This is a genomic window from Actinomycetota bacterium (genome assembly GCA_023488435.1).
GTDB lineage: Bacteria > Actinomycetota > Coriobacteriia > Anaerosomatales > UBA912 > UBA912.
The window spans coordinates 1-5293 of the sequence record JAMDCK010000037.1 but is presented as its reverse complement, the minus strand read 5'-3'; the positions used below and the strand labels follow the sequence as shown (position 1 = coordinate 5293).

Sequence of the window (5293 nt, the reverse complement as noted above, 5' to 3'; positions counted from 1 at the left end):
GGCGGCACGGGTGCCATCCCGCAAACGGTCCGCAACCAAGTTGAGGCCAAGCTGAAGTGAGGTAGGGGTATAGGGCGTCCGGCTGTCCGATAGTGGTGGATCGGACGCCCTCCTTCGGCACCCTCACATCTGCCGCGTTTTGGCGTATACTCTATTGCCCTTGGTTTTGCTGCGGGCGTGGCGGAACTGGCAGACGCGCTGGATTTAGGTTCCAGTGGGCAACCCCCGTGGAGGTTCGAATCCTCTCGCCCGCACCACAAGGACGATCGTAACGGAAGCATTGATTCTAGGAGGTTCGTTGAACACTACCGTCGAGCGCCTTAACGCTCATACCGTCAAGCTGACCATCACGGTGCCTGCTGCCGATGTCGACGCAGCCATCGACGCCGCTTATAAGAGTATCGCCGGTAAGATCAAGATCCCGGGATTCCGTCCCGGCAGGGCGCCTAAGCCGATGATCGACACACACGTCGGGCGCGACTATGTCCACGGCGAAGCCCAGGACGAGCTGTTGAACTCGGCCTACAGCAAAGCGATCGATGCCGAGTCGCTCCGGCCGATAGCTCGCCCCGAAGTCGATGAGCCGGCCGCCATCGAGCGCGGCAAGGACTACGAGTTCACGGCCACCGTCGAGGTCCGCCCGGAGCTTGCGCTCTCCTCGGTAGAAGGGCTATCGATCACCGTGCCATCCGTGGTCACGACCGATGCCGAGATCGATGCGCAGATCGAACACACCCGCGAGCGGTTCGCCACGCTGGAGCCGGTCGAGGGTCGTGCGTTGCAGGCCGATGACTTCGCGCTCATCTCCTTCGTCGGCACTGTCGACGGCGAGGAGTACGAGGGCAATACCGTTGATCGCTACCTGTACGAGGTGGGCCGCGGGATGATGCCTGAAGCGTTCGACGAGGGCTTGATCGGTGCCGAGGCCGGTGCCGAGAAGTCGGTCGAGTTCGAGATCCCCGACACGTCGAGCAACCCGGACTTCGTTGGCAAGACGGCGCGGTTCGAGGTGACGATCCACGAGATCAAGGCCAAGACACTGCCGGCGATCGACGACGAGTTCGCGGCCAACGTCGGCGGTTACGAGTCCGTCGCCGAGATGCGCCAGTCGCTTCGCGAGACGATGGATTCCGCCAAGCAGACCGGCCGCTTGCGCGCGATCGAGCGCGAGGCCCGCGCCACACTTGCTGCGCGCCTGGAGGGCGAGGTTCCCGAGGCGATGGTGGACACCACTCGCGGCCAGATGATGCGCGACTTCATGACCGGCATGGAGTCCAGAGGCATCTCGCTACCAGAATACCTGCAGGCCACGGGGTCGGACATGGATCGCATCGAGTCTGACATCGCCGAGCAGGCCAAGCGCTCCGTGACTGAGGACCTGGCCCTCGAGGCGCTCTTCCGTCATCTAGACTTCGTGGTCACTGATGCCGACATCGATGCCGAGATTGCGATGATCTCCAGTCAGGCCGACAAGGACCCAGCCGAACTTCGCAGCTCATTCGAGGACAGCGGCGTCATCGCCGTCCTTCGCGAGCAAGTGATGCACAACAAGGCCATGGCGTGGCTCATTGACCCGGCCAACGTCGCGGTGGTCGAAGCCGCGCCGGAGACTGCTTCCGATGCAGCTGCCGACGCCGACGCCGAGACGCCTGAAGCTGACACCGAGAAGGACAAGGGGTAACCGAATGCAAACTGCGATGAATGCACTGGTCCCGATAGTCGTCGAGCAAACCTCGCGTGGCGAGCGAAGCTTCGACATCTACTCGAGGCTCCTCAATGAGCGCGTGGTCTTCCTCGGCCATGAGATCGATGATGTGATCGCGAACCTGGTGATCGCTCAGCTCATCCACTTGGAGAGCGAGAACCCCGACAAGGACATCAGCCTGTACATCAACTCACCGGGAGGCTCGGTGACCGCTGGCCTGGCCATCTACGACACCATGCAGTACATCCGCTGCGACGTCGCTACGATCTGCATCGGGCAGTGCGCTTCGATGGCTGCCGTGCTGCTCGCGGCGGGCGCGAAAGGCAAGCGCTCGGCGCTTCCCAACAGCCGCATCCTGATCCATCAGCCCTGGGGTGGCGCAAAAGGCCAGGTCACGGATATCGAGATCCAGGCGAGAGAGATGCTTCGTATGCGGGATGCGCTAGATAACATCCTGGCGACGCACACCGGACAGAAGGTCAAGAAGATACACGCCGATACCGAGCGCGACAACATCATGACCGCCCAAGAGGCCTTCGAGTACGGCATCGTCGATACGGTCGTCACCAGCCGCACACAGGAGTCCGCCGCCTCATGAGCCGCAACGAGAACCCCGATCAGCTGCAGTGCTCCTTCTGCGCAAAGACCCAAAGGCAGGTCCGTAAGCTGATCGCCGGACCCGACGCCTACATCTGCGATGAGTGTGTAGAGCTCTGTCAAGACATCGTCGACAAAGAGCTTGCGCAAGCCGAAAAGGAGATGGGCCCGGATTCGCTTCCCGTACCCGCCGAGATATACGGTGAGCTCGATCGCTACGTCATCGGCCAGGAGCGCGCCAAGAAGGTCCTCGCGGTCGCAGTCTACAATCACTACAAGCGCGTGATGATGGGGGCTTCGGATCCTTCGGCGGATGATGTTGAGATCGCGAAGAGCAACATTCTCGTCATCGGGCCGACCGGTTGCGGCAAGACGCTTCTGGCGCAGACGCTGGCGCGCTTCCTGCATGTCCCGTTCGCGATCGCCGATGCTACCGCGCTCACAGAGGCCGGATACGTCGGCGAGGACGTCGAGAACATACTGCTCAAGCTGATCACCGCCGCTGATGGCGATATCAAGCGCGCCGAACGCGGGATCATCTACATCGACGAGATCGACAAGGTCGCCCGCAAAGCCGAGAACCTCTCGATCACGCGTGATGTCTCGGGAGAAGGCGTGCAGCAGGCGCTGTTGAAGATCCTCGAAGGCACCGAGGCATCGGTTCCTCCGCAAGGCGGGCGTAAACACCCGCAGCAGGAGCTGCTCAAGATCGACACCACGAACATCCTGTTCATTCTAGGCGGCGCGTTCGTGGGCCTTGAGCGCATCATCGCTGATCGTCTCGGCAAGAAAGGCGTCGGGTTCGGCGCTGAGCTCACGGACGCCAGCAAGCACTCGTCCTCGGAGTTGTTCGCCAAGGTGCTGCCCGAGGACCTGCATCGCTTCGGACTGATCCCCGAGTTCGTCGGCAGGCTGCCGGTGGTGACCAGCGTCGAGGACCTCTCAGAAGAGCAACTCGTGCGCATCCTCACCGAGCCCAAGAACGCGCTGGTCAAGCAGTACGAGCGACTCTTCGAGCTCGAAGGCGTCGAACTCACATTCACCGAGGACTCGCTTCGCGCCGTCGCGCGGTACGCGATGGAGCACGGGACCGGCGCTAGGGGACTGAGGTCGATCATCGAGTCGCTGCTCCTTGAGACGATGTACGAGCTGCCATCGGCCACCGATATCGAGCGCGTGGTGTTCACCGCCGAAGCAGTGGCAGGTGCGACTCCGACGATCGTGCGCAAGGGTCAGGCCGAGGCTTCGGCATGAGCGAGCTGCCCAAGACCTACGATCCGGCAAGCGTCGAGGCGGCGATATTCGACTCCTGGATGCAGGGTCGCTACTTCGAGCAGGCTCCCGTCGAGGGCGTCGAGCCGTTCGCAGTCGTCATCCCGCCGCCCAACGTCACGGGCTCTCTGCACATGGGCCACGCTCTCAACAACACCATCCAGGACGTCGTCGTCCGCAGGATGCGTATGACCGGGCGCCCCACGCGATGGGTCGTCGGCACCGACCATGCGGGGATCGCCACGCAGAACAAGGTCGAACAGAAGCTCGCCGCCCGCGGGGTTTCTCGGCATGATCTGGGCCGCGAGGAGTTCATCGAGGCGTGTTGGGAGTGGCGCCGCGAGCACGGATCGACGATCATCTCGCAGCTCAAAGCGATGGGGTGCTCGGCTGATTACTCCGACGAGTGGTTCACGATGGACCCCGGGTACCAGCACGCCGTGCGCAAGGTCTTCGTCGACTGGTACGAGGCCGGACTCATCTACCGAGGCGAACGGATCATCAACTGGTGCCCGCGCTGCTCAACCGCACTTTCCGACATCGAGGTCGAGCATGAGGACGCCGAGGGCAAACTATGGCACCTGCGATATCCTCTAGCCTCGCCGAAGGGCGGCATCGACCACGTAGTGGTGGCCACAACCCGCCCGGAGACGATGCTCGGCGACACGTGCGTGGCGGTGCACCCCGACGACGAGCGTTATCGGGAGCTCGTGGGCGAGCACATCGTGCTGCCGCTTGTGGGCCGCAAGATCCCGATCGTCGCCGACGCCCATGTCGATCCTGCGTTCGGAAGCGGCGCGGTCAAGGTCACGCCAGCCCACGACGCCAACGACTTCGAGATCGGCGCGCGACACGGATGCGCGAGCATCAACATCATGAACGCGGATGCGACCATCTCGGCAGAGGGCGGCGCCTACGCTGGCCTCGATCGCTATGAGGCGCGCGAGCGGATCGTGGCCGATCTCTCCTCGGCGGGTCTGCTCGAGAAGGTCGAGCCGCACTCGCATGCGCTGGGCTCGTGCTACAGGTGCCAGACGGTCATCGAGCCGTGGCTCTCCGACCAGTGGTTCGTCGATATGAGGCCGCTGGCCGAGCCGGCGATCGCCGCGGTGCGAGACGGCCGAGTCGTCTTCCACCCCGCGCGGTGGGAGAACGTCTACTACCACTGGATGGAGAACATCCGCGACTGGTGCATCTCGCGTCAGCTCTGGTGGGGGCATCGCATCCCGGTGTTCTACTGCGACGATTGCGGTCTGACGCGGGCATCGATGGAGGACCTCTCGGAGTGTCCGCAGTGCGGCGGGGCCGTGCGCCAGGACGAGGACGTACTCGACACGTGGTTCTCCTCCCAACTGTGGCCGTTCGCGACCTTCGGCTGGCCCGAGAAGACCCCCGAACTCGACTACTTCTATCCGACCGGCGTGCTCTCGACCGCGCGCGACATCCTCTTTCTGTGGGTCGCACGCATGGTCATGAGCGGCATGAGCTGCCTGGACGGGGAGATCCCCTTCCGCGACGTCATCATCCACCCGACCGTCTTCAACGCCGAGGGCAAGCGCATGAGCAAGTCGCTGGGCACCGGCATCGATCCGCGCTACTTCGAGCAGGCTCCCGTCGAGGGCGTCGAGCCGTTCGCAGTCGTCATCCCGCCGCCCAACGTCACGGGCTCTCTGCACATGGGCCACGCTCTCAACAACACCATCCAGGACGTCGTCGTCC

Annotated in this window: 4 protein-coding genes and 1 tRNA gene; all 5 read left to right on the top strand. The window is 63.3% G+C overall.

Translation table 11 applies throughout. The features are described from left to right. The first annotated feature begins 171 nt into the window (after positions 1–171). Positions 172–257, top strand: a tRNA-Leu gene (locus M1617_06030). A gap of 41 nt (positions 258–298) precedes the next feature. Continuing rightward, entirely contained in the window at positions 299–1681 is a 1383-nt protein-coding gene (gene tig, locus M1617_06025; GenBank protein MCL5887832.1) for a trigger factor, read from the top strand. Between the two features lie 16 nt (positions 1682–1697). Next, entirely contained in the window at positions 1698–2303 is a 606-nt protein-coding gene (clpP, locus tag M1617_06020; protein ID MCL5887831.1) for an ATP-dependent Clp endopeptidase proteolytic subunit ClpP, read from the top strand. Further along, entirely contained in the window at positions 2300–3556 is a 1257-nt protein-coding gene (gene clpX / locus M1617_06015; GenBank protein ID MCL5887830.1) for an ATP-dependent Clp protease ATP-binding subunit ClpX, read from the top strand. Before clpP ends, clpX begins: the two co-directional genes overlap by 4 nt. After that, a partial coding sequence (locus tag M1617_06010; GenBank protein ID MCL5887829.1) for a valine--tRNA ligase occupies positions 3553–5293 on the top strand: 1741 nt, incomplete at its 3' end. The genes clpX and M1617_06010, both read left to right, overlap by 4 nt.

Bases quoted from the DNA above. Each gene is read 5' to 3' on its own strand.
- clpX (MCL5887830.1), top strand. From the start codon at position 2,300: ATGAGCCGCAACGAGAACCCCGATCAGCTGCAGTGCTCCTTCTGCGCA.
- clpP (MCL5887831.1), top strand. From the start codon at position 1,698: ATGAATGCACTGGTCCCGATAGTCGTCGAGCAAACCTCGCGTGGCGAG.